This is a genomic window from Rahnella ecdela (assembly GCF_019049625.1).
Taxonomy (GTDB): domain Bacteria; phylum Pseudomonadota; class Gammaproteobacteria; order Enterobacterales; family Enterobacteriaceae; genus Rahnella; species Rahnella ecdela.
Window position 1 is genome coordinate 276565 of sequence record NZ_JAFMOY010000131.1, and the last position, 19584, is coordinate 296148.

Below are 19584 nucleotides of genomic sequence, written 5' to 3' on the forward strand. Positions count from 1 at the left end.
TCTTTTTTTACAATATTACTTCACATTTCCAAAATTATTGGAGTTGTAGCCAACGCAGCAACAGCTACAAGAATGAAGGAAATTTACCACCAGGCTTCGACTTGTACCCCAAAGTTCCACGTATCTGATTTAGTATGATCGTCGAACGTATTGCCATGCTCAGAATCATTCAGATAGGACGCAAACACACGCAGTTCAGGACGGGACATAAACTCCGGACCCGCTGCCAGACCCATCGCCAGCGTGTATTTCTGACCGCCTTGCTTGTAGTTCGAACCATTTTTGTAATCGTCTTTCTGGTAGAACGTACCGACTTCACCGATGGTACGCACATAATCTGTCCACTGGTATTGCGCACGACCCACCAGAGAAACCAGCTCAGTGGTGTCGGTGTAATCGGTGATGTTTTCGGCATGGCCATAAGTCAGAACGTGGTTGAGACTGAACTTGCTGGTGATCGGAATAAGGCCGGTGATGATGCCGCGATAACCGGTGGCGTCATTGGTGTAGTTCCACATATCGTACCAGCCGCCGCCCTGCGAAATCATGTTCTGTGCCAGGCCCTTGTTGGCGTACTGCAACACCAGTTTGTTGTAACCGCCCCACATATCCTGACTGATTTCGCCGGTCAGCATCACGCCGTTATCCGCGTCGTACAGGCCGCCGTACTCTTTCTGGTCATGCGACAGGTTTGGCATGGCGTAGTCGGCACCGATTTCCATCCACGCGCCGCTCCACGGTTTGATACCGGCATAACGCACGTCGATGTAGTTGATGTTCACGTCGTTATTGCCATCCACGCGGTAATCCACGTCATTAGCATCGCCACGGATCCACGCCAGAGACAACGCACCTTCGCCCATTTTCAGGTTTTCAATACCCGCACCAGCACCGGAAATGTTCCAGTATTTGGTATCGATGATGTGTAAGTCGTGGCGCTGGTAATAACGCTTACCGCCCCAGATGACCGCATCTTTATCCCACGGTACCAGCCCTTTAATTTGCAGATTCAGCTGACGCAGGCCAAATTGCGCGTCGTCATTGACGGTACTTTCGTCATCATTTGAACCGTCTGAAACCATGCTGACCATCGAATCGACATAAAAACTGACGTCGTCCTTTTTATAAACTTCGCTACCCAGTTCCACTTCGCCGTAAGTGTCGTTTTCGTTGCCCAGACGACCGACTTTGTTTTTCTGGAATTGCTCCAGACTGCCGCCACCGGAAACGCCAAGTCCGGAACGGAGATACCCGTGAAAATCAATATCGTTTGCCACTGCAGGAGCTGCCGTGAGGGCGAGGGAAACCGCCACAGCCAGAGTGCGTAAATCGTGTTTCATTTGTTTTCCTTATAATTGTATGACGTTCACATTAACGGAATCTATAAGATACCCAGAAACAATAATGATCAATTTTGCACATTCTGAATTGTGAGTTAGATCCATAACTTGTGTGTTTAAAATAAACGCTTGGTGATTTAAATCACGAATATGCATTATGTTAACGTATAACTTATGGGTGAGGCGTTGCCTCAGATTGAACTTTTAAATGAGATCCCGTACTTTGGCTGGATTATCATGAGATTGGGCTACATCACGGGTTGCACGCTGGGGAAAGAATGAAATCAAAAAGTTCGACATTAGAAGATGTTGCCCGCTATGCCGGTGTTTCGTATCAGACGGTTTCGCGGGTATTAAACAAGTCGGCCAACGTCTCAGACGCCACGCGCCATAAGGTCGAGCAGGCGATTGAAGTCCTGCGATATGTGCCAAACCGGCTGGCTCAGCAACTGGTGGGAAAACAAAGCTTTACGCTCGGGCTGGTGACCACGTCTCTGGCGCTGCACGCGCCTTCTCAGATTGCTGCGTCGGTCAAAAAATATGCCCATCAGGCCGGATACCAGGTGCTGATTTCCATGATTGATGAGGATGTGAATCAGAGCATTCAGGATTCCATTAATGAGCTGAAATCGCAGCGCGTCGAAAAGGTCATCATCAACATTCCGCTGGAAAGCGCCGAAGCTGAACGCATCTTCGAAAACAATCGCGACATTCTTTGCCTGTTTCTGGATGTCGATCCGACCAGTCCGGTATTCAATGTCTGTTTCAATCCAGCCGACGGTTCACGTGCCAGCGTGGAATATCTGCTCGGTCTCGGTCATCGGGATTTTGCTTTACTGGCGGGGCCGGATGATTCGGTTTCTTCACGTTTGCGCCTGCAAAGCTGGCAGGAAACGCTGGCAGAGAAGGGCATTGTGCCGGTGACGGTTATCCATGGCGACTGGAGCGCAAAAAGTGGGTACTACAGTGCATTGCAGATGCTGCGCGAAACGCCGCAATTTACCGCCATTCTTGTCGGGAACGACCAGATGGCGCTGGGCGTGATCAGCGCTCTGCATCAGCACAATGTCGCTATCCCGCAGCAGGTTTCAATCGTGGGCTACGATGACACCTACGACAGCGCGTTCTTCCATCCGGCACTGACCACCGTTTCGCTGGATCTCGATTTGCAAAGCAAAGAAGCGGTTGAGCATTTGCTGGCTGAGGAGAAAGAAGATATGCCTTCGAAAGTGCTGCCTGCCCGACTGGTGGTTCGCAACTCCACAAGTGCGCCGGGTGTGCAGGATAAAGATCTCAATCAGATAGCCGATCAGCTCGATAGTCTGGCGCGGCAGTTACGCGGTCAGTGAAACAGACACGGGCAAATAATGATTTCAGAATGTTATTAATTACGTTTAAGATATGAAAGATTTCGAATGATAAACAAAAGGATATGAGCTGATGTCTGTATGGCAGTGTTTTGTACAGGGCTGGAAAGGCTACGTAAAATTTGAAGGGCGGGCGACCCGCAAAGAGTTCTGGGTATTCACCTTAGTTAATATTCTGCTGATGATTTTGCTGACCGGGACAGTGGCGACCGTTCTGGCGCTGGCAGGCAATCCGTACGGTGTCATGTATGCCGGTATGGCTTATACCCTTTACGCGCTGGCGCTGGCATTGCCGATTCTGGCCGTCGGCATCCGCCGTATGCATGATATTAACCGCTCAGGCTGGTGGTTTGGCGGCGTTTATCTGGCGGGGATCGTGTCCCGTTTACTCAATATGATCCTGCAACAATATGCCAGCCCTGAAACCTATGCGAATGGCACCATCGTGCTGGGTATTCTTCTCGGCTGGGTTCCGCTGCTGGTCATGATTTACCTCTGCTGCCAGAAGTCCCGGCCGCCGGAGGAAGTACAGTCCCGGATTGTGGAGTAACGTCAGCCCTTTTACGTCATACCAGGTTTGCCGCCAGCCGCGCGGCAAACTCTTCCCGTTTTTCAGTCCCGCAATTATTCAGTTCTTTTCGTTTTCGGGTATTTCCACAGCCAGCGACCACTCGCCATGCGCCAGTAAAAGAATATCCCGCGCACGATCCAGTCGAGGAACATCCCCAGCCAGATGCCGACCACGCCAAAGCCGAGAACAATTCCGAGGAAATAGCCGACCACAATACGGCAACCCCACATGCCGAGCATCGATACGTACATTGTGAAGCGCGCATCACGGGCGCCTTTCAGTCCGGCAGGTAATACCCAGGAAGCCGCCCAGAACGGCATAAAGGCGGCGTTAAGCCAGACGAGAATTTTTACGACGTCGATGACATCTTGTTCGTTGGTGTAAAAACGTGCGAGCAAACCGGCAAACGGCACGGAAAGGAACGCCAGCACGCACAGCCCGAAAGTTGATAACCAGAAAATATGGCGCAGCTGGCGCTCGGATTGTGCAATCTGCCCTTTACCCAGACGCGTGCCGACAATGATGGTAGACGCGGAACCCAGCGCATTTCCCGGCAGGTTAATCAATGCGGCAATCGAGAAGGCTATAAAGTTACCGGCAATAACATTGGTGCCCATACCGGCGACAAAAACCTGCGTCAGCAGTTTACCGCCGTTAAACAGCACCGATTCAATACTGGCCGGAATACCGATGCCCAGCACTTCTCGCAAAATATTGGTGTTAAGCGGCAGAAAATAACTTTTCAGCGAGATTTTCAGCGATGGATTGAATCCGACCATCAGCACGAAAATGACCGCAATCGCCCCGATGTAACGGGCAATCGTCAGCCCGAGACCGGCACCGATAAAGCCAAGACCGTGCCAGCCGAAACAGCCATAAATCAGCACGCTGCTGATCACCAGATTAAGAATGTTCATCCCGCCATTCAGCAACATCGGGATTTTGGTGTTCCCGGCACCCCGCAAAGCACCGGAACCGATCAGCGCGATGGCCGCCGCCGGATAACTCCAGCTACTCATTTGCAGATAAGAAAGCGCCAGTTCTTTGACTTCCGGCTCCGCATTGCCTGCAATCATGTCGATAATCACATGCCCGGAAAACTGCAGAAGTATGGCGAGAAGTACGGCGAAAACCGTCATGATGGCCAGCGACTGACGTGCAGCTGCGCGGGCGCGTTCGTGATCAAGTTTTCCCAGACTGAAGGCCACGACCACCGTAGTCCCGAGATCAACCGCGGCGAAGAACGAAATCACCACCATGTTAAAGCTGTCAGCGAGGCCAACACCTGCCATTGCTTCCTTGCCCAGCCAGCTGACCAGAAAAGTACTCAGCACGCCCATCAGCAGGACGCAGGCATTCTCAAAAAAGATAGGCACAGCGAGGGGCGTGATTTCGCGCCAGAACAAAGTACGGTAAGAACGCCTTTTCGGATACCAGGGCGTGCGCTCGATGGCTTTGCGCAAAGAGACGATGACGTTTTGCAAGAGAGTTCCAGTGTGGAAGAAAGTAGAACAGCGTTTTAATTTATGATGGTAAAAGACTTCGCAATATGCAAAGTCTTTTTTGGGAAATCCTTAATTCCCCGTCATATTTCGTGCCGCAGATGCGTTGGCTACATTTAATAACCCGAATCACTTACTGAATGTAAGTTCATCGGGATTATCAAACTTGCCGCCTTCCTGCAACCCGAACTATTTAGGGGAATTCGGAGCAGTTTTCAGCGGAACGGCGGCTCATTAAACGTGCGCAATTTGCGTGAATGCAGATGATCGCCCTCGGCGCGCAGCAGATCGATGGCACAGATACCAATTTGCAGGTGTTCTGAGATGGCGCCTTCGTAGAATTTGTTCGCCTGGCCGGGCAGTTTGATTTCACCGTGTAATGGCTTATCCGATACGCACAACAACGTGCCATAAGGTACGCGGAACCGGTAACCCTGCGCGGCAATTGTCGCACTTTCCATATCGACAGCGACGGCGCGGCTGAGATTAAAGCGCAGTGCCGAAGCGGCGTAGCGCAATTCCCAGTTGCGGTCGTCAGTCGTTACAACGGTACCGGTGCGCAGTCGCTGCTTCACTTCCTCACCTGGCATTCCGCTCATCTTTTTGGTTGCGTCGTACAGCGCGCGCTGCACTTCGGCAATACTTGGGATCGGGATATCCGGTGGCAAAACGGCGTCCAGAACGTGATCATCGCGCAGATAAGCGTGCGCCAGAACGTAATCCCCAATCGACTGCGTTTCACGTAATCCGCCGCAGTGACCAATCATCAGCCAGACGTGCGGACGTAAAACGGCAAGGTGATCGCAAATGGTTTTGGCATTCGCCGGACCGACGCCGATATTGACCAGCGTAATGCCTGCGCCGTCGCGGGCAATCAGGTGATAAGCCGGCATCTGATGCTTTTTCCAGGCCAGATCAGACACAGCCTGTTCCGGATTCTGCGTCTCAGCGGTAATGAATACGCTGCCCGCGCACGCCAGCGCCTCATAAGGACTGTCAGGATCGGCAATCTGCGCGCATGCCCAGCTTACAAATTCATCGACGTAACGGGTGTAGTTGGTGAAAAGCACATACGGCTGGAAGTGTTCAATCAGCGTGCCGGTGTAATGACGCAGGCGCGCCAGCGAGAAATCAGCGCGCAGGGCATTAAAATGCGACAGCGGGAAGATATCGCCGGGATAACTGAGGCCGTCTGCGGTTTCATCGCCGATTTGCGAGAGTTCAGTGGTTGGAAAATGCTTCGCCAGTCCGGCACTCATTGAACGGTCGAGCATCAGGTCTGAGCCGTCAATGACGTAGGAATACGGAATTTCCTGTTGGGAAGGGACGACTTCTATCACCGCGTCATATTCATCTTCCAGCAGGGAAAGCTGCTCCAGCAGATAATGACGGAACAATTCAGGGTGTGTGATGGTATTGGCATAACGGCCGGGATGGGAAAAACGACCATAGGCGCGTGTCGGGTTTTTAGCAGGCGTTACGCCGTCCCAGGTAACGCGCAGTTCCGGGTAAACAAACAGTCCGGCGGCACGCGCATTACTTTCAGGCAGCGTCCCCTCAACGATGAAGTCTTTAATCGCCACCCGTAATGCGGCCACAGAGCAGTTGTACATCTCTTCGAGCTTCTCAATCGCCTGCGAAGCGGTGAGGGACTTGTTATCCATGCGTTTTCCTTTGTGCTTCGTTCATCATCAGTCACTTTAAATATGGCTTGTCCGGCCCGTGCCGCCAATGTTTTATTCGGTCAGATGAGCCGGATGATGCTTTTTTAACAGGTTCGCGGTTCAGTGCGGCTGAGACGTTTTCATAAACATCGCCGTGAGGGCCGAGAGTACGCAACCGGCCATCAGATAGATGGCGACAGAATGCCATGCGCCCCCTGAGAAATTCAGTAACGCGGCGGCAATAAAGGGCGTAAACCCGCCACCCACCACGCTGGCCACCTGATAACCTACACCCGCGCCACTGTAGCGATAACCCGCCCCAAACATTTCCGTAAACATCGGCTGTTGCACGCAAACCACCATATCGTGGGCGATATTTGCCAGCAGCAGCGAGAAGATCACCACGCCGACAATTGACCGGGCTTCCAGCGCCATAAAGAACGGGAAAGCGCTCAGTGCGCCGACTAATGCGCCGGTGATGTAGATGCGACGACGTCCGAAGCGGTCTGCCAGCCAGGCGAACAGCGGGATGGTCAGGCAACTGATACCGCCGACCAGCAGTCCGATATTCAGAAACAGTTCACGCGACATCCCCAGATTGTGCGTCGAGTAGTTGAGTGCGAACGCAGTAACAATGTACATCGTCAGCAATTCGCACAGGCGCAGGAGGATTATTTTCAAAAAGGCGCCAGGGTGGCGAAACAGCGCTTCGAATACCGGTAAGCTTTTATTGGCTTCTTTGGGCTGTTCTTCCCGAGCGCGTTCGAACTCGACTGATTCTTCCATGCCATTACGCACCCACAGTGCGCCCAGCACCAGCACAACGCTGAACAGAAACGGCAAACGCCATCCCCAGCTCATGAACTGGGCATCCGTTGTCAGGCTGCTTATCAGAGATACCAGGCCGGTCGCGAGTAACAAGCCGACACCATAACCCATCTGGATACCGCTGCTGTAGAAGGCTTTTTTACCGGATGGCGCACTTTCAACGGCCAGCAGCGCTGCGCCGCCCCATTCACCACCGACTGCAAACCCCTGAATAGCACGCAGGCTGACCAGCAGCGCCGGAGCCCACCAGCCAATTGTCGCGAATGAGGGGAGAATACCAATACACGCGGTAGCGATCCCCATGATCCACACGGTCATCATCAGCATTTTTTTACGGCCCAGACGATCCCCGAAATGGCCGAAGACAATGCCACCGAGCGGTCGAAACAGAAAACCAACGCCGAAGGTGGCAAACGCCGCGAGCGTGCCCATTGCTGGATCGATTTGCGGGAAGAACTCGCTGTTAAACACCAGCGCTGCGGTGATGCCGTAAAGTAAAAAATCGAACCAGTCAACGACTGCTCCGACGAAGCTTCCCCAGGCAGCGCGGCGGGCACGGTTATAGGAAGGTGTCTCCTCATCGGGGCGGGGGGCAGTGAGCATGGAGTCCATAATTGTCCTGTCTGTTCCTCAGATTTCTAAACTTTTTAGTTATTAAAATAGGTAAAGGGGGTTTATCTGGCGGTTGCTAAATAAAACCGCTACTGAGACTACAGCGTCAATCGCCAGGTTAAAAACGCTTTTGCAGGAAGAAGGGGAATTTAACGCTGGGGGGAGTGCGGATCAGGGGCATTACAGAGGCTTAGATTTTCAGAACGGACTGATATTGCTGGCTGCGACCCGCTCCTGGCTAACGGGATGAACAAAGTGCAGTTCACTGGCGTGCAGCATCAGTCTAGGAGTCTGTTCCGTGCCGGGCTGCAAAAGGCCGCCATACAGATCACAACCTAAAATAGGGTGACCCAGATGCTGGCAATGGAGGCGAAGCTGATGAGTGCGCCCGGTTTCCGGCATCAGCTGGACCCGCGTTAAAGGCAGTGATGAGCCATTTTCCCGCTCATGATAAAACCGCTCAACCACCCGGTAACCTGAGCGGGCCGGCTTGCCGTTGACGGCACATATCGACATCAGCGGGAACAGCGCCGGGTCTTTGGCAATCGGTGCGTCTATCGTCCCTTCGTCTTGCTCGAGATGACCGCAGAGCAGTGCGCTGTAAACTTTGGTCACTGCACGCTGGCTGAACTGCTGGCACAGGGCGGCATTAATCGCTTTGTTGCGTGCGAGCACCATCAGGCCGGAGGTGCCAAAATCCAGACGGTGTATCAGGGTGCAGCCGGGGAATAGCTTTACCAGCCGGTGATGAACAGAATCCAGATTTTGTGGGTTTTTCCCCGAAAGACTGAGTAATCCGGAGGGTTTATTGATAAGCACCAGATGCTCGTCCTGAAAGAGGATCTCGATCGTTTCATGGCAGGGCGGGGCAATAAAGGTATCAATAATCGCAGACATCAGGCTAACCGGAGAAAGAGTGGGAGCGGATGATAACGAATTTTAAAGCAGGTGGCGACGTTAACCGGACAGATGCAAAAAACACAAAAGCAAAACGCCCGCTTAAGTTTCCTTAAGCGGGCGTTTCTAATATGGCTCCTCTGACTGGACTCGAACCAGTGACATACGGATTAACAGTCCGCCGTTCTACCGACTGAACTACAGAGGAATCGTTGGAACGGGGCGAATAATAGCGACTGCCCCGTGGCATGTCAAAGGGGAAACTCTATAAATGTGTTCGTTTGCTGATACTTTGGTCAAGTTGTTGACAATAGAGTCAAAAGGGTCCGTTTTTGTGCTCAGTCATACCTTTTGAAAATCAGCGTAATTCGTCGCATGCGCGGGTTATACGGTCGCAGGCTTCCTGTAAACGCTTGTCATCGATGGCATACGCGATGCGCAAATATCCTGGAGCGCCAAAAGCTGAACCCTGAAGTGTCGCCACGTGAGCGGACGTTAGCAGATAGGCGGCGAAATCCTCATCCGTGCTCAGAACCTCACCGGAAGGCATCGTCTTACCCAGCATTCCCTGGCAATTGGCAAACACGTAAAAAGCACCAGGCGGAATGTCAGCACTCAGACCATCAATGGCGCTAACACAGTTCATAATCAGGGCACGGCGGCGTGCCAGAATTTCAATCCACTGTGTAATGAATTCGCTGCCCTGTTCAAGAGCGACAACGGTCGCAGCCTGAGATATTGAGCTTGGATTTGACGTGCTTTGCGACTGCAAAATTTGCATCGCAGAAATCAGCCAGGCGGGGCCTCCGGCATAACCCAGCCGCCAGCCGGTCATCGAATAGCCTTTAGAAACGCCATTGACCGTGAGGATGCGATCCTTCAGGCGCGGCTCGACCTGTGCCAGCGTGGCGAATTCACCGGAGGTAAAACAAATTTGTTCATAGATATCATCCGCCATAATTAGCACATGCGGATGATCCAGCAGAACGGCGGCCAGCGCTTTTAATTCTTTCGCGCAATACACTGCGCCCGTTGGGTTATTTGGCGAGTTGAGGATAACCCAGCGGGTTTGCGGAGTAATTGCTGTCGCAAGATCTTCCGGCTGCAACTTCCAGCCATGACTTTCCAGACAAGGGACGATCTTTGGCTCACCTTCTGCCAGTGCCACCATATCAGGGTAAGAAACCCAATAGGGCGCAGGAATAATGACTTGATCACCGGAAGAAACGGTGGCTAAAAGTGCATTGAAGATCAATTGCTTGGCTCCGCTGCCTGCAATCACTTCGTCCGCACGGTAGCTGATCCCATTTTCGCGATTAAACTTAGTAATGATGGACTGTTTTAATGCGGCGGTACCGGCAACGGCGGTGTATTTTGTGTCACCTTGTACAATCGCGTCGATGCCTGCCTGCTTAATATGTGGGGGTGTATCAAAATCGAGTTCACCTTCACCGAGGTTGATCACATCAAAACCAGAAGCAGTAAATGCGCGAACCTGGTCGGAAATCGCCGCTGTCGGCGAAGGGCGCACCCGACGTAAACGTGGTGCAAGAAATTCAGCAGACATTGTTTCCCCTGTTTGAACAATAACAAAATTGTATTATGTGAATCATTAAAACCAATTTAAACTTACCATTCTTCTTTTTGCTTTGCTCATAATTTCTTCGCGCTGAGCAGCATTTTACCGGTGGAAATGGCAGGGCACCTCATATGGCTGGATCCGAAGCCTGCGAAGTGCCGTCACTTTCCTTTTATATTTCAAGGTTGTCTTATGTCTTTTATATTTGTCGCACATGACACACCTGAGCCATCGTTGTACGGGGCGATGGCGGCAATACTGGCAGCACAAAAACATTTACCGTTAGCCCACCTGCCGGTGAGTTGGGATATCGCACGTTATCCGGATGCCTGTCAGCACGTCATCGGTGAAGGACAACTGATGACCAGTGGATTGCTGTGGACTGAGCGGATGAATCCACAAAGCGCCGGAAAAGTCATGGAGCTGGAAGGCCTGCTTAATACATACGGCACGCAGGATGTGGTTGTTCCGCTCGGGCCGATGCAGATTATCCAGTTCACGCAAATCGCCAGACAGGTGCGGGATAACTTGTTGGATTATGAGCTGGTGACGGTTGAGCGCGCCAATCAGGGCTATGTATTCAGCCGCCACGGACAGACCGATGAAACGTCGGGATGCTGGTGGCGTGACCGCTACGGGCGCTGGATAAATCAGAACATGCCGCCACAGACCGGACCGTCATTGCGCATTGCGCTGGTCGGCACTCAGTCAGACCAATGCAGCATTTATCCTGCCACACTGGCTGCTCTGGGTGACGCTGCAGATGCGTTGTCTTTATCTCTGGACATGGTGTACGCCGCACCGCAGGCGCTGGAAGATCATATGCATGAGGTAATGGAAAACGTCGATGGCATATTGCTGCCGGGAGGCTCGGCCATGTGCAATGTGACCGGGCAAACCTGCGCGGCGCATTATGCGCTGAACCGTAATATTCCTGTTCTCGGGCTTTGTCTGGGCATGCAAACCATGACCACGGCCATCGTGCAGAAAATGTTGGGTTCGATGAAAGCGAATCTGACAGAAGCCGATCCGGATGCCGAAATTAAAACGTTTGTACCGTTGACGGATACGCCGACATTTCCGGTTCACCGCCTTGGGGATTATCAGATGCATTGTCGCCCTGGCAGCAGGCTAAATGACATCCTCGGCGATGAATTTACCGTGCGTTATAACCACCGCTTTCATCTTAAACCTGAACTCAAACCCGATCTGGAGAAGTATGGACTGCGCATCAGCGGGACGGACTCCACCGGGAAAATTGCCGATGGTATTGAGTTCATGCATCACCCGTTTTATATCGGGGTACAAGGGCATCCGGAGCTGTCGTCATTGCGCGTGAAACCGCATCCGTTGCTGATAGCGTTTTTAAAAGCGGCAGGTTTAAAGCGCAGTTAAGGAGGGGCCAACCCAGTTCTCCGTCAGGAGTCCGTCAACGCGTGTGAACTCATTCATATTGTTGGTGACCATTACCATGCCCGCGCTACGGGCCTGTGCGGCAATATGGATATCGTTCACCCCAATCAGACTGCCACATTTTTCAAGGCAGGCGCGGATATGTCCGTAATGTGCGGCCGCCTTCTGGTCGTAATCAACAATACGTAAATGAGAGACGAATTCCTCCACCGCCACTTTGTTTTTGGTCGGGCTGCTGCTTTTTGCAATGCCGTGCAGTAATTCAGCATAAGTGATCATCGAAATCGCCAGCTGGTCGGCGTGCTGGTTGAATTTAGCCAGCACGCTCATCGGCCTGCGTTTGAGTATGTAAATGACAATATTGGTATCCAGCAGATAGGTCAGCATTAAAATGTATCCCGTTCAGACTGCTCTTGTGATGCGCGCTCTTCCATAAAATCGTCTGTCACGCGCAATTCGCTGAAGAAAAAATTATCCCATGTGTTATCAGCTGGCGTTAAAACCAGTGAATTCCCTACTTTTCTTATCGTCACGATTTTTACCTCGTCAGGAAAACGGCACTCTGCCGGAATACGTACGCTCTGCGTTCTGTTGTTCAAAAATACCGTGCCTTTAGGCATGTCGTTATCCCTCAGTAAGTTGCTTAAGCCGAAAACCTGCTTAAATAGTACTCGCCTGAAAAATATAGTGCAAAGGTATATACGTCGAAAGGTGATGGCAAGGACATAAATAATGTCATTGCCAGATTTGCGGGATGTACCGGAAAAACGGAGGTAATGAGAGAAAATGCCCGCCTGCTCAGACGGGATTTTTACCGATGCGCATTACTTGAGGGTGACGCCGGAACGCGGATCCGCAGCCAGTCGCAGCAGTTCCTGCTCCACCAGCCCGACGATTTCAGGATCAAGATCAATCAGCGGGGCGCGCACATGGTGGCCGTCAAAACCGCGCAGGTTCATGGCTGCTTTCACCAGTTGCGGCTGACCATAGCGGCGTGCGAGGGCACGGTATGGATACCAAAGACCGTGCAGTTCGCGTGCGGTATTCGCATCGCCGTTTTCCAGTGCGCGGTAGGTAGCCAGAATGATTTCCGGTAGCGCGCCACTGTTGGTAGTGCTGATGCCGTCAAAACCGCACATCATCGGCCCTAAAAATGCCAGATCGGAAGCGCAGAACAGGCGCAGCCGTCCGCCGAGCCGGTTGGCAATCTGATCAATAGCCGTCGGATTCAGGTCGCCTTGTTTTATGCCCACCACACCATCGATATCGGCCAGCTGTTCCAGTACCACAGGCGGTAAAGTAATGCCGATGCCCGGCGCGTTGTACACCAGAATACCGGTGCGTGATAACGGCGCCATCTGTTTGAAGAAGCTGATGATTTGCGCATCTGTCACTTCTGACACAAACGGCGGAGTCACCATTGGCAGACCGCCGAGATCACCTGCCAGTTGGGTTAAATCGCGTACTACACGGGCGTCGGAACCGGCGCTGCATAGCATGACCGGGACGCGATCACCGACGACTTCCATGACATGACGAAATAGCATGGCGCGTTCGTCTGCGGTCATTGCCGGGAATTCACCGTAAGTGCCGCCGATTAAAACCCCGTCATAGCCCATGCTGATTACGCGTTCGATATTGCGCGACAGCCCCGCGAAATCAAACTCGCCGCTGGCGGTAAAAGGCGTCACGGTAATATTAAAAATACCTTTCAGGCGCGCCTGACTTTCACTGATGTCTTTCATTTATTCAGTTCCCGTAATCTTGTTAAAAGCTAAATCAAAGTAAGGTCAGCGGACGATCCACCGTGCCGAGGGCGCGGTAGCCGGTTTCGGTTACCACAATAGTTTCACTGACACCGACGGTGAATTCTCCGTAGATACGCAGTGCAGGCGGAATGTGGAAGGTCATGCCTGGCTGTAATTGCGTGGTGATACCGCTGTAAAGGCTGAGGATTGCGCCTTCGCCCCAGTCCGGTGCAAATGAAATACCGATGGAATAACCGGTGCGTTTTTTGAAATTGTCGGTATAACCGGCGCGGTCGATAACGGCCTGACACGCCAGATGCGGCGCTTCACAGGTGGCTCCGGGGCGAATTGCATCCAGCGCGGCCTGCAATGCTTCCTGACAGACTTTTTCCATTTCCAATGCCACGGCGGGTGGTTTACCCAACCAGGCGGAGCGCATCAGGGCAGCGTGATAACGGTCGTGAGTGGCGGCCATTTCGAGGAAAATCGGGTCGCCTTCGAGAATCTTACGGCGACGCCACGTACCGTGCGGCACGCCGGTGCGCGGACCGGTAGAAACCAGTGGTTCCATGCCCATATATTCGGAACCCGCGGCAATGGCCGCGCCCATCATGGCGGAAACCAGATCGTTCTCGGTGGCACCGGCGGCAATCGCCGCGCGGCCTGCCAGCATACCGGCATCCACATAACGGGCAGCGTGCGCCATTTTTTCCAGTTCGGCGGCAGATTTCACCGCACGTAATTGTTCGATAACACCGGCTGCATCGTGAATAGTGCCGATTTCAGCCTGCAATGCTTCATACACTGCAACTGGCAGGAACCAGCCGCGCTTGTCGATACCTATCCGGCTTTTCATCCAGCCACGCGCTTTCAGCACATCGAGCAGGAAATTCACCGGATTATCCCCATCGGTATAAATGGCGGCGTCGCGGATGAAGGTGTTGGAGATAAAGTTGAAATATTCCAGCTGGCGGATAACAAAAACCGGATCGCCTTCTACCGGCAGCACCAGCGTCTGAAAGGTGTAATAGCCCGGCGTTTGCTGGCCGGTCAGGTAAAAGATGTTTTCCGGCCCGGTGATGACCATCACGTCCAGACCGGCTTTCACCAGTAACTGACGCGCTTTCGCAATGCGCTGCACATATTCTTCTTCACGAAAGGCGGATTCTGCGCCAGGAACGACGCGGCCCAGATCGGGCAATGATGCTGCTGTCATTGTTCAAACTCCTGAATAAATTCTGCCTGGGAAGGGGTAAAGCGGACGCCAAGTCCCGCGCCCGGCTGGCTGCTGACTACCCCCTGATGATAGGAAAGGCCTTGAACCGGGTCGTTGCCCAGCCCGTCGGCACCGTAAAGTTCGGCATAAGCCGGCTGGGTGGCGCGGGCAACATGCAGCGCGGCGGCGGTGGCGGCACTGCCTTCGTTCATCTGACCAATCATAAACGGCACTCCGGCAGCGTTCAGACGCCTTGCAGCTGCCACCGTTGGCGCGATGCCGCCCATTTTGACCAGCTTGAGATGGGCCATAATTTTGCCCTTCAGCTGCAAAATGCGTTCTAAATCTGCCTCGCTGCTCATGCTTTCATCCAGCATCAGCGGCATCGGACTGATATCTGCCAGCGCCGGATAATGGTGCGCATGAGCGTCGGAAACCGGCTGTTCGAGATAGCTCATTTCGAATTTCGCCAGCGCCAGTAAATGACTGTGCGCTTCTTCCGGTTGCCACTGGCCGTTAGCATCGGCGGACAAACTGATTTCATACCCGAAGCGACGGCGCAGGGCGCTGAGCCGTGCTTCGTCTTGTGCAAAGGTTGCCACGCCCACCCGCAATTTGAGCTGGGTAAAACCGCGCTCAACATAGGCTGTCGCCTGTTGCAGCATCTGATCCATCGGCGTCCAGAACAGCGTCTGGTTGGTGTGATAGCTTACCGTTTCGCTGTTTACCGCGCCGGCAAGTTGCGCCACGCTGATGCCTTCCTGGCGGGCGATAAGATCATGCAAAGCGATATCAATCAGCATCCGGGTGGGTGCCAGAAAATCTGCCAGTGATTGCGGCAGATTCATTAAAAGCGTGCTGGCTGTCTGACTGAGATCCAGCTGGCGCAGCGCACGGACAACATCGCGCAGCACCTCTTCTGCGCTGTAGCCGTTGAGATACGCAATGTTGATACGCACTTCGCCGAGCCCGTTAAAGTTTTTGTCTTCAAGCAGCAGATACAGCTGATCCAGCCCCGGCACACTGCCCGATGAGGCGGTATAAAGTTGCAGATGCGGATACCGCAGTTCGGCGCGATACAACGTAGCTTTCACCGTTTTCCCCTCAGCACCTGAGCATTTTCAGTGCGACATCGCAGTAAATTCTGCTGCCTGCGACGAATTCGTCGATCGGGATAAATTCATCAGGCTTATGCGCGACCGCCAGCGAACCGGGGCCGATGATGATGCCTTTGGTGCCAAGGCTGCGAAAATGCACCAGGTCACATCCGCCCTGAAAACCGAACGGTCCGGGTTCCGGATTGCCTTGTGCGGCGCAGGCCTCGACGCCTGCCAGCACAATCGGATCGTCAGAGTCGGTTTCTGTCGCGCCGCCGGTGGTCGGTTTGTAGGTGATGATTTCACTGCGAACACCGAATTTGTCTTGTGCCAGTTGCAGTAAATCCTGAATTTCCTTTTTCACGGCGTCTTCGTCTTCGCCCGGCACCATGCGGCGGTCGAGCAGTAATTCGCAGGCACCCGGCAGAACGTTGTCGGCATGGCCGCCGTTAATGCGGGTCACGGTCAGACTGGCGTTGCCGACCAGCGGATGGCAGCGGCAGCGAACGGTGTGTTCGTGCGTTTCTTCCACCAGACCGAGCAGTTGCGCGGCGCGGAAAATGGCGTTTTCGCCCAGTTCCGGTGTGCCGGAATGCGCGGTGACACCATGAACGCGAACTAACGGACGCAAACTGCCTTTATGCGCCGAATAGGTGGTGTTGGACGTCGGTTCGCCGATCACTACGTAATCGATATGCGCGGGAGCTTCACGGACGTAAAACTTCGCGCCTTCGCTGGCGACTTCTTCGTCGGCAACAAATATCGCCATCAGCGTGCCGCTCCAGTCATTACGGTTGGCGGCGAGCCAGCGCATGGCTTCAATCATGGCGATCAGGGGCCCTTTGGCATCGCAGGCTCCGCGACCATACAACCGGCCATCGCGCTCCGTGAGGGTGAACGGATCCTGCTGCCAGCCTTCACCGGCAGGGACGACGTCGATGTGCGTATTGAAGGCAAAGCACGGGCCCGCCCCATTTTCCAGACGACCAATCACGTTGGTACGCCCCGGTGCGTATTCGCTGAGCGTCATGTCGAAACCGATGTCGCTGAGCATGGCGCTGATAAGTTCCGCTGCTTCGCGTTCGCGTCCCGGCGGGTTTTCGGTGTTAATCGCGACCAGTGCGGCAAGGTCACGTTTCATTCTGCTGATATCGGGCGATGAAAGGCTCATCGGTGTCTCCTGAAATACAGTTTTTGTGGCAAAAACCGGGCCCCTGGTGAGAGCGCAGTGAGGGATTCAGTGGTGCTAAAAGTGATCAATGTAAAATTTGATCTAAGAAACGTTGCGCCCGCAGGCTAACGTCGCCGCCGAAGAACTTTTCGCCGGTCGCGTTTTCGATGATTTCGCCGTTTTCCATAAAGACGATTTGGTTGGCTGCGCGTTTCGCGAAGCCCATTTCATGGGTGACCACAATGCTGGTCATGCCCTCTGCACTAAGGTCGGCCATCACGTCGAGGACTTCGCGGATCATTTCCGGATCCAGCGCTGACGTCGGCTCATCAAACAGCATTAGTTTGGGCTTCATCGCCAGTGCGCGGGCAATGGCAACGCGCTGTTGCTGGCCACCGGAAAGCTCATCGGGGAAGGAATCAGCTTTATCAGGAATACGCACTTTGCCGAGCAGTTCCAGCGCCTGCGCTTCGGCCTCACTGCGGCTGACGCCCAGCACGGTCATCGGCGCAAGCATGATGTTTTCGGCGGCGGTCAGATGTGAAAACAGTTCGTAGTTCTGGAATACCATGCCGATGTCCTGGCGTAATTTATGCGGTTCCATACTGGCGTGGGTGATGTCCTGGTTACGGAAGAAAATCGATCCGCCCTGAATCGGTTCCAGTAAATTAATGCACCGCAGCAGGGTGGATTTGCCTGATCCTGAAGGGCCGATCAGCACCACGGTTTCGCCCTGAACCACATTCAGGGAGCAGTTTTTCAGAACATGTTGTGCGCCAAAATGTTTATCGACGCCGATGATTTCCAGAACTGGTTTGGATTTATTCACGGGCTTCTCCTCAGTTTGGCGTGCTGCTGCGCAGCAGGCGTTCAGTCAGCGACAGTGCAGGTTTCTTACGCTTTTTCGGATCCAGCGAACGTTCCAGCCATGCCTGACCGACCATAAAGATCGAGGTCAGCACCAGGTAGTAAATCCCGGCGGCGCACAGCGCTTCAAAATAACGGAAGCTGGCGCTGGCAGTCTGGTTGGCGATAAGCAGCAGTTCCTGCACGGCAATCACCGACACCAGTGCGCTGGATTTCAGCATGCTGATCATCTGATTGCCCATCGGCGGCAACACAATCCGCGCGGCCTGTGGCAGAACAATCTTGCGCATGATCTGACTCTGGGTCATGCCGAGCGCCATCCCGGCGGTACGCTGGCCGCTGCGCACGGCCTGGAGACCGGAGCGCAAAATCTCTGCCATATACGCGCCTTCATTTAATGACAGCGCCATCACCGCACAGGTAAACGCCGAGAAGCGCAGACCGAAAGTCGGCAGAACGTTGTAAACGAAAATAATCTGGAACAGCACCGGGGTGCCGCGGAACAGCCAGAGATAAAAGAAGGCCAGAACGGAGCCCGCCCGGAAGCGGGACTCCTGAAGCAGGGCCAGGATCAACCCTGCAATAATGCCGAAGAACAACGAGCACACCGTTAACAACAAGGTCATTAATGCGCCCTGAAAGAACGCCGGTGAGAACAGGTATTGCCAAACAAGATCAAGCGACATGAACTTTCCTCAACGTCAGGGCAACGTTTTTCTTAACATCACGGATTCAGAAAATGGACACTGAAGCCGGGAACTGCCATTTACTGATGATTTTCTGATAAGTGCCGTCTTTCACGACGTCCTGAAGGCCTTTTTCCAGCAGTAACTTCGTTTCGGTATCACCTTTACGTACGGCAAAACCGATGTGCGTGTCTGCTTCAAATTCAGCGCCGACGGCTTCGAAGGTGTCGCCTTTTTCGCTCAGCAGCGCCACCGCGCCCGGCGTTGAAAGAAATTCAGCATCAGCACGTTTTTGTGCCACTGCGACCGCGGAATCCGTTGCAGCCGGGAAAGTCAGCACGGTGAGCGCCGGTTTATTGGCATCCAGACATTTCTTGTTATCTGCCCGCGCCTGACTTTCTTCGATACCGCCCAGCGTCACGGCGATGTTTTTGCCGCAGAGGGACAAATCACGGCCGGTAATTTTTTCCGGATTGCCTTTTGCCACAATGACGCGGCTGCCGATTTTAAGGTATGGAACAAAATCCACCTGCTCAGAACGGGTCGGATTGATGTACATCGCAGAGTTAATGATATCGAGGCGTTTGCCCTGTAATGCCGGGATCAATCCTTTGAATTCCATCGACATTGGCGCGGGTTTCAAACCCAGCTTTTCAGACAGGGCGGTGATCAGGTCGATATCGAAACCGGTAAGTTTGCCGTCTTTGGTAAATTCAAAAGGCATGAACGTGGCGGCAGTGCCGTACGTCAGCTGACCTTTGCTGACCAGAACAGGCGCGGCGGCCTGACTGAACAGCGGAGCACTCAGGCAAATAGCGGCCAGAGAGATGGCGGCATATCGACGCAATAAAGCTTTTTTTGACATGACAGACTCCCGTTTCCCATGAGCAGGATTGCTCTTTGTGTCTCATTAAATACAATTAAATTTGTGAGTCAAGGCTCTTTTTTGGTGCATTAATTGCACGATTTGGGGGCTTTACAACCAAGCTTCACCATCCTCAAGGCTTGTGATATTGTACAAACCTA

General features: G+C 53.3%; 18 protein-coding genes and 1 tRNA gene. 3 read left to right on the forward strand and 16 right to left on the reverse strand.

The genetic code is table 11. From position 1 onward, the window contains the following. Positions 1–83: 83 nt before the first annotated feature. Positions 84–1340, reverse strand: coding sequence for a maltoporin (locus tag J1784_RS19900; protein ID WP_120506857.1), 1257 nt, complete (start codon positions 1338–1340; stop codon positions 84–86). A 278-nt stretch (positions 1341–1618) separates the two neighbouring features. On the opposite strand from J1784_RS19900, the gene J1784_RS19905 reads away from it, so the two are divergent. After that, positions 1619–2689, forward strand: a complete 1071-nt coding sequence (locus tag J1784_RS19905; RefSeq protein ID WP_217150620.1) for a LacI family DNA-binding transcriptional regulator — start codon at positions 1619–1621, stop codon at positions 2687–2689. 91 nt (positions 2690–2780) lie between these two features. Next, on the forward strand, positions 2781–3257 hold the full coding sequence (locus tag J1784_RS19910) for a DUF805 domain-containing protein (RefSeq protein WP_217150621.1): 477 nt from the start codon (positions 2781–2783) through the stop codon (positions 3255–3257). Positions 3258–3331: 74 nt separating this feature from the next. Here J1784_RS19910 and J1784_RS19915 read toward each other — a convergent pair whose 3' ends face one another. From J1784_RS19915 to J1784_RS19940, 6 genes are all read right to left on the reverse strand, one after another. Then, positions 3332–4762 carry an EmmdR/YeeO family multidrug/toxin efflux MATE transporter gene (locus J1784_RS19915; protein ID WP_217150622.1) on the reverse strand — a complete coding sequence of 477 codons (1431 nt, stop codon included), beginning with the start codon at positions 4760–4762 and terminating at the stop codon, positions 3332–3334. Between the two features lie 233 nt (positions 4763–4995). Beyond that, positions 4996–6444 (reverse strand): AMP nucleosidase, encoded by a 1449-nt coding sequence (locus J1784_RS19920; RefSeq protein ID WP_217150623.1) that lies wholly within the window; start codon positions 6442–6444, stop codon positions 4996–4998. A gap of 120 nt (positions 6445–6564) precedes the next feature. After that, the gene (gene shiA / locus J1784_RS19925) at positions 6565–7884 is read right to left on the reverse strand and encodes a shikimate transporter (protein ID WP_217150624.1); all 1320 of its coding nucleotides are present in this window, start codon (positions 7882–7884) and stop codon (positions 6565–6567) included. A 198-nt stretch (positions 7885–8082) separates the two neighbouring features. Beyond that, the gene (locus tag J1784_RS19930) at positions 8083–8781 is read right to left on the reverse strand and encodes an RluA family pseudouridine synthase (protein WP_217150625.1); all 699 of its coding nucleotides are present in this window, start codon (positions 8779–8781) and stop codon (positions 8083–8085) included. A 132-nt stretch (positions 8782–8913) separates the two neighbouring features. Further along, positions 8914–8989: transfer RNA gene (locus tag J1784_RS19935), tRNA-Asn, on the reverse strand. 150 nt (positions 8990–9139) lie between these two features. Continuing rightward, positions 9140–10348, reverse strand: a complete 1209-nt coding sequence (locus J1784_RS19940) for an aminotransferase class I/II-fold pyridoxal phosphate-dependent enzyme (RefSeq protein ID WP_217150626.1) — start codon at positions 10346–10348, stop codon at positions 9140–9142. A gap of 204 nt (positions 10349–10552) precedes the next feature. Between J1784_RS19940 and J1784_RS19945 the strand changes: the two genes are divergently transcribed. After that, positions 10553–11755, forward strand: coding sequence for a glutamine amidotransferase-related protein (locus J1784_RS19945; RefSeq protein ID WP_217150627.1), 1203 nt, complete (start codon positions 10553–10555; stop codon positions 11753–11755). Here J1784_RS19945 and vapC read toward each other — a convergent pair. The 9 genes from vapC to J1784_RS19990 all read right to left on the reverse strand — a co-directional run bounded on the left by vapC (position 11741) and on the right by J1784_RS19990 (position 19423). Then, positions 11741–12160 carry a type II toxin-antitoxin system tRNA(fMet)-specific endonuclease VapC gene (vapC, locus tag J1784_RS19950; RefSeq protein ID WP_217150628.1) on the reverse strand — a complete coding sequence of 140 codons (420 nt, stop codon included), beginning with the start codon at positions 12158–12160 and terminating at the stop codon, positions 11741–11743. The genes J1784_RS19945 and vapC overlap by 15 nt on opposite strands. Next, positions 12160–12393, reverse strand: a complete 234-nt coding sequence (gene vapB, locus J1784_RS19955) for a type II toxin-antitoxin system VapB family antitoxin (protein WP_217150629.1) — start codon at positions 12391–12393, stop codon at positions 12160–12162. The genes vapC and vapB overlap by 1 nt, the downstream gene beginning before the upstream one ends. 204 nt (positions 12394–12597) lie before the next feature. Continuing rightward, entirely contained in the window at positions 12598–13518 is a 921-nt protein-coding gene (locus tag J1784_RS19960; protein WP_217150630.1) for a dihydrodipicolinate synthase family protein, read from the reverse strand. 34 nt (positions 13519–13552) lie between these two features. Then, positions 13553–14737, reverse strand: coding sequence for a M24 family metallopeptidase (locus J1784_RS19965; protein WP_238485621.1), 1185 nt, complete (start codon positions 14735–14737; stop codon positions 13553–13555). Continuing rightward, positions 14734–15831, reverse strand: a complete 1098-nt coding sequence (locus J1784_RS19970; protein WP_217150631.1) for a mandelate racemase/muconate lactonizing enzyme family protein — start codon at positions 15829–15831, stop codon at positions 14734–14736. The genes J1784_RS19965 and J1784_RS19970 overlap by 4 nt, the downstream gene beginning before the upstream one ends. 10 nt (positions 15832–15841) lie before the next feature. Further along, entirely contained in the window at positions 15842–17005 is a 1164-nt protein-coding gene (locus J1784_RS19975) for a M20 family metallopeptidase (RefSeq protein ID WP_217150632.1), read from the reverse strand. A gap of 85 nt (positions 17006–17090) precedes the next feature. Beyond that, positions 17091–17834, reverse strand: coding sequence for an amino acid ABC transporter ATP-binding protein (locus tag J1784_RS19980; protein WP_338019927.1), 744 nt, complete (start codon positions 17832–17834; stop codon positions 17091–17093). A 10-nt stretch (positions 17835–17844) separates the two neighbouring features. After that, positions 17845–18558 carry an amino acid ABC transporter permease gene (locus J1784_RS19985; RefSeq protein WP_101078755.1) on the reverse strand — a complete coding sequence of 238 codons (714 nt, stop codon included), beginning with the start codon at positions 18556–18558 and terminating at the stop codon, positions 17845–17847. A gap of 46 nt (positions 18559–18604) precedes the next feature. Further along, positions 18605–19423, reverse strand: coding sequence for an ABC transporter substrate-binding protein (locus tag J1784_RS19990; RefSeq protein WP_217150633.1), 819 nt, complete (start codon positions 19421–19423; stop codon positions 18605–18607). Positions 19424–19584 lie beyond the last annotated feature (161 nt).

Excerpts from the sequence above, each read along its gene's own strand:
- J1784_RS19900 (WP_120506857.1), bottom strand. The coding sequence starts at position 1,340 with ATGAAACACGATTTACGCACTCTGGCTGTGGCGGTTTCCCTCGCCCTC.
- J1784_RS19905 (WP_217150620.1), top strand. The coding sequence starts at position 1,619 with ATGAAATCAAAAAGTTCGACATTAGAAGATGTTGCCCGCTATGCCGGT.
- J1784_RS19910 (WP_217150621.1), top strand. The coding sequence starts at position 2,781 with ATGTCTGTATGGCAGTGTTTTGTACAGGGCTGGAAAGGCTACGTAAAA.
- J1784_RS19920 (WP_217150623.1), bottom strand. The coding sequence starts at position 6,444 with ATGGATAACAAGTCCCTCACCGCTTCGCAGGCGATTGAGAAGCTCGAA.
- shiA (WP_217150624.1), bottom strand. The coding sequence starts at position 7,884 with ATGGACTCCATGCTCACTGCCCCCCGCCCCGATGAGGAGACACCTTCC.
- J1784_RS19930 (WP_217150625.1), bottom strand. The coding sequence starts at position 8,781 with ATGTCTGCGATTATTGATACCTTTATTGCCCCGCCCTGCCATGAAACG.
- J1784_RS19940 (WP_217150626.1), bottom strand. The coding sequence starts at position 10,348 with ATGTCTGCTGAATTTCTTGCACCACGTTTACGTCGGGTGCGCCCTTCG.
- J1784_RS19945 (WP_217150627.1), top strand. The coding sequence starts at position 10,553 with ATGTCTTTTATATTTGTCGCACATGACACACCTGAGCCATCGTTGTAC.
- vapC (WP_217150628.1), bottom strand. The coding sequence starts at position 12,160 with ATGCTGACCTATCTGCTGGATACCAATATTGTCATTTACATACTCAAA.
- vapB (WP_217150629.1), bottom strand. The coding sequence starts at position 12,393 with ATGCCTAAAGGCACGGTATTTTTGAACAACAGAACGCAGAGCGTACGT.
- J1784_RS19960 (WP_217150630.1), bottom strand. The coding sequence starts at position 13,518 with ATGAAAGACATCAGTGAAAGTCAGGCGCGCCTGAAAGGTATTTTTAAT.
- J1784_RS19965 (WP_238485621.1), bottom strand. The coding sequence starts at position 14,737 with ATGACAGCAGCATCATTGCCCGATCTGGGCCGCGTCGTTCCTGGCGCA.
- J1784_RS19975 (WP_217150632.1), bottom strand. The coding sequence starts at position 17,005 with ATGAGCCTTTCATCGCCCGATATCAGCAGAATGAAACGTGACCTTGCC.
- J1784_RS19985 (WP_101078755.1), bottom strand. The coding sequence starts at position 18,558 with ATGTCGCTTGATCTTGTTTGGCAATACCTGTTCTCACCGGCGTTCTTT.
- J1784_RS19990 (WP_217150633.1), bottom strand. The coding sequence starts at position 19,423 with ATGTCAAAAAAAGCTTTATTGCGTCGATATGCCGCCATCTCTCTGGCC.